Source organism: Candidatus Poribacteria bacterium, assembly GCA_021295755.1.
Taxonomy (GTDB): domain Bacteria; phylum Poribacteria; class WGA-4E; order WGA-4E; family PCPOR2b; genus PCPOR2b.
Genome location: JAGWBT010000247.1, coordinates 403 through 4,130, shown reverse-complemented (window position 1 = coordinate 4,130; position 3,728 = coordinate 403). Strand labels below are relative to the sequence as shown.

Sequence of the window (3,728 nt, the reverse complement as noted above, 5' to 3'; positions counted from 1 at the left end):
GTTCGTATTCTAAGTCGCTGGACCAGCAGAAAACGTCGTACTGGGTCTGGTTCGAGCTCTGTCGTGTCCAGATCATCATGACGTTTTCGCCGTCTTGTAATGCATTGACTGTGCCACCATCGCTTCCAAAATCGCCTGTTCGCAGCCATGCCCATTCAGGGACGTTTTCTTCAAGGATGATGTGATCCGGACGCACAAAGGCGGGTGCTTCGGTTGGAATTTCGTCGCCATCGTCGCCTAAGACCCACAACCAATCCGAATGATTGCTCGGATTAATAACGTGCGTGATAAACCGCCAATCGCCTGCTTTTCCACCAGCGGCACTGATGTCAAACCTATAGAGTAACCATCCTTGTCCACCGACATTCGTGACAATATCCCCGAAGGCACCTTCCGTTGGTTCGAGTGCGCCTTCAGCTTTGCCCAATTTATAGACATCCTCGGAATCCCTTTCATCAAAGGCTTCCGCCTCAAACCAAATCTGTTCGCCGCTCCCGTATTTAGAGACTTTAAATCCTTCCACGGCAAAGCCTGTAAGCGGTTGTATCAACAGGAAACATACAATTAAGCCGAAGGTTAACTGACATTTTTGAAGCATCATAATTCTCCTTGATCGTATTTTGGTGCTATTCTAAGGAAGTTACTGCTTAAGCCGCCCCCATGTTGTGGTGAGTAGCCCATCCGGTTCTACGGGCAGTGTTTTCGCTTCCGCCTTTTCGTAGTCTTCATCTGTGGGTTCATATTCCAAATCGCTGGACCAGCAAAAAACGTCGTACTGGACCTGGATCGAACTCTGTCGTGTCCAGATCATCATAACGTTTTCGCCGTCTTGCAATTCATTAATCGTGCCAGCATCCTGTCCAAAATCGCCGGTCCGCATCCATGCCCATTCTGGAACGTTTTCTTCAAAGATAATATCATCAGGACGGACAAAGGCGGGTGCCACCTCTGGAATCTTAGCACCATCGTCGCCCAGAACCCACAACCAATCGGAGTGGTTGCTCGGATTTATGAGCCGTCCGATAAACCGCCAGTCTCCTGCCTTTCCACCGGCCCGACTGATGTCAAACCTGTAGAGTAACCATCCTTGTCCACCGGCATTCGTGACAATATCGCCGAACGCACCATCAGCGGGATCTACCGCCCCTTCGCCTTTACCCAATTTATAGACATCCTCGGAATCCCTTTCATCAAAGGCTTCCGCCTCAAACCAAACCTGTTCACCTTTTCCATACTCAGAGACTTTGAATTCTTCTACAGCAAAACCCGTGATGGGTTGTATCAGCAGAAAGCTAAACGCTAAACCCAAAATCAACTGACATTTTTGAAGCATGATAATTCTCCTTCATTGATTTAGGTGTTATTTTAAAGGAATTGTAGTTAAGTTGCAACATTAAAAACTTGACATGCGTCTGGAAATATCGTATAATTCAGGAAAGACTTCTTTAATCATGAGATTGTAGACTACAATTTATCTCATAAATCATCAGGCCGATTTGTAACGTCAGATGTATACGCCGCAGGTAAGCGATCATTACGAAAACCCCCGCAATGTCGGGACTATTGCAGATNGCGGTGAGATGGTAAAATTAACGCTCAAGATCGTCGATAATGTCATTGTTGCGGCGAAGTTCCGAGCGTTCGGATGCCCGACTGCCATTGCAAGTGCTTCTGCCCTCACCGAACTGGTTACAGGCACACAGATTCCAGAAGCACAAGAAATTAACGCTGTGCAGCTCTCTGAAGCGTTAGGAGGACTGCCAGCAGATAAATTCCGTTACGCGCACGCTGCTGAGAATGTTCTCAAAAACGCCATCGCTGATTTTCTGTCTAAATAGGAGGTGTAACCCCCATGATTAGTGTCACAGAATCTGCCGCACAAAAAGCAATCACACTTATTAGTAATAGTGAAGCTCCAGCTGAATCCGAACTCGGCTTGCGGATGCAAGTTGTCGGTGGTGGATGCTCCGGTTTCCAATATAACCTTGAATTTGGTCCCGCTAAGGATACCGATAAAGTGTTTGAATTCCACGGATTAAAAGTTTTCATTGATCCGCGTAGCACACTCTATCTCGCTGGCTCCGAACTCGACTATAACGACGGGTTAATGGATTCTGGCTTTAAAATAACCAATCCGAGTGCTAAAAACACATGTGGTTGCGGCGAATCCTTTAGCGTTTAATGCATTTTTTCCGACTTCAATATAGCGGGGTTTCAAACCCCGCTATTATCTGCTATTCCATCCTCGCTGATGAGGTTTGAAACCTCATCTATTGACGGCTGACTACTGACAGCCAAATCACACCCACGACGATTTCAACTCATGCACCTTCAGTGATACCAAAGTCGCGTCCGCACCCTCGGCGTAAACGCCAATATCCGCGTTATCTACATCTGGAAGGAAATACGAAGTCATTGACAATTCACCGTCGTTACCAAACGCCTCGATAGAGATGCGATCCACCAGAATTTGCAGACGGATATTTCCATCTTGTGGCGACAACGGACCACTTCTCTCAAGGAAGGTCAGTTGTTGTTCAGCGACATCATAACGCACGTCTTGTCCGCGAATTTTGAAGCCGACAGCACTGGCATCGTTGAGTGCTATTTCAGCGCGAATGTCAAACAATTCACCCGTCAAACCTGCAAGTGGATCTTCCCCTGGTGTAAGCGTTAGATCGCTCCACGCGTGCGTATAGGTATGGATGTTTTCAATTTCCGCGACCGGTTCTCGATGAAGACGGATACCTTCTGCAGTTGTCCGAAGGGTTAAGTTACATGGAAAGCTCATCTGTTGGTTGAATGGCATGTCTGGCGGATTGCTACCGCTCATCCAAGCGATTTGAATGCGTCTGCCATCGGATTCTGGCACGTCGCTCCATGTCTGTGCTGCGTAAAAATTGGCACCATAGTCAGCACGATGCGCATCGCCTTCCGGCGTAAAGGTGGTTCCGTCGAAGTTGCCAACGTAATACTTTCCTGCTGCCCCCCAAAAGACCCACTTCATATTATCCGGATCACCATCGACAGCAAGTTCAAAAATATCAGGGCATTCTGTATCGGGAATCTCCAGGTCAGATAACCGCGTCCACTCCTTAAGATTTGTTGAACCGAACAGGGTGTAATCATTCTTATCAAGATAGAGTGCCATCACCCATTTCTGCGTAGGTTCGTGCCAAATTACCTTCGGGTCACGATTGCTTGCGACGATATGCTCAATGACAGGGTTGCCTTCATATTTTATCCAACTCCGCCCGCGGTCGTTGCTATAGGCGATACTCTGCGTAAACGGGACAGGTTCTGGGGCATGGTTCCCCGCAGATGTATAAAAGTTGACAAGCACCGCCTCATCACTGGTCTGAAAACCACCGGTATTCTTCCAATCCACGACACCGGAGCCAGAAAAGATTGTGCCGAGTTCATCAGGATGGATGGCGTGCGGCAGTTGCTTCCAATGAACGAGGTCTTGACTGACAGCGTGTCCCCACGTCATATTGCCCCAATTGATGCCGGATGGGTTGTGTTGAAAGAAGAGGTGATATTCGCCTTTGTAGTGGATTAACCCGTTCGGGTCATTGGTCCAGTTAGTTTTCGGTGTAAAATGGAACTGTGGACGATACGTTTCCTTGTAAGCTGTCTGAATCATGAATTATTTCCTTTCCGTTTTGAACGTTGCAAAGAGATACGCGCGATTCTGTCTGTTTTGCAGGCTATTCTATGTATATTTT

At 47.5% G+C, this 3,728-nt stretch carries 5 protein-coding genes; 2 read left to right on the top strand and 3 right to left on the bottom strand.

Annotated features, from left to right (window positions below):
• Both J4G02_22965 and J4G02_22960 read right to left on the bottom strand, forming a co-directional pair.
• On the bottom strand, positions 1–598 hold a 598-nt coding region (locus J4G02_22965), incomplete at its 3' end, for a hypothetical protein (protein ID MCE2397370.1).
• A gap of 42 nt (positions 599–640) precedes the next feature.
• Positions 641–1,333, bottom strand: coding sequence for a hypothetical protein (locus J4G02_22960; protein MCE2397369.1), 693 nt, complete (start codon positions 1,331–1,333; stop codon positions 641–643).
• A 175-nt stretch (positions 1,334–1,508) separates the two neighbouring features.
• Between J4G02_22960 and J4G02_22955 the strand changes: the two genes are divergently transcribed.
• Positions 1,509–1,838, top strand: coding sequence for an iron-sulfur cluster assembly scaffold protein (locus tag J4G02_22955; protein ID MCE2397368.1), 330 nt, complete (start codon positions 1,509–1,511; stop codon positions 1,836–1,838).
• 14 nt (positions 1,839–1,852) lie between these two features.
• Positions 1,853–2,182: an iron-sulfur cluster assembly accessory protein gene (locus J4G02_22950; GenBank protein ID MCE2397367.1), complete on the top strand. Its 330-nt coding sequence runs from the start codon at positions 1,853–1,855 to the stop codon at positions 2,180–2,182.
• A 117-nt stretch (positions 2,183–2,299) separates the two neighbouring features.
• Here the strand turns inward: J4G02_22950 and J4G02_22945 are convergent, their stop codons facing one another.
• Complete coding sequence (locus tag J4G02_22945; GenBank protein ID MCE2397366.1) at positions 2,300–3,646, bottom strand: glycoside hydrolase family 32 protein; 1,347 nt, start codon at positions 3,644–3,646, stop codon at positions 2,300–2,302.
• Positions 3,647–3,728: the final 82 nt, after the last annotated feature.

Coding starts and splice junctions, on each gene's coding strand:
- J4G02_22960 (MCE2397369.1), bottom strand. CDS start 1,333: ATGCTTCAAAAATGTCAGTTGATTTTGGGTTTAGCGTTTAGCTTTCTG.
- J4G02_22950 (MCE2397367.1), top strand. CDS start 1,853: ATGATTAGTGTCACAGAATCTGCCGCACAAAAAGCAATCACACTTATT.
- J4G02_22945 (MCE2397366.1), bottom strand. CDS start 3,646: ATGATTCAGACAGCTTACAAGGAAACGTATCGTCCACAGTTCCATTTT.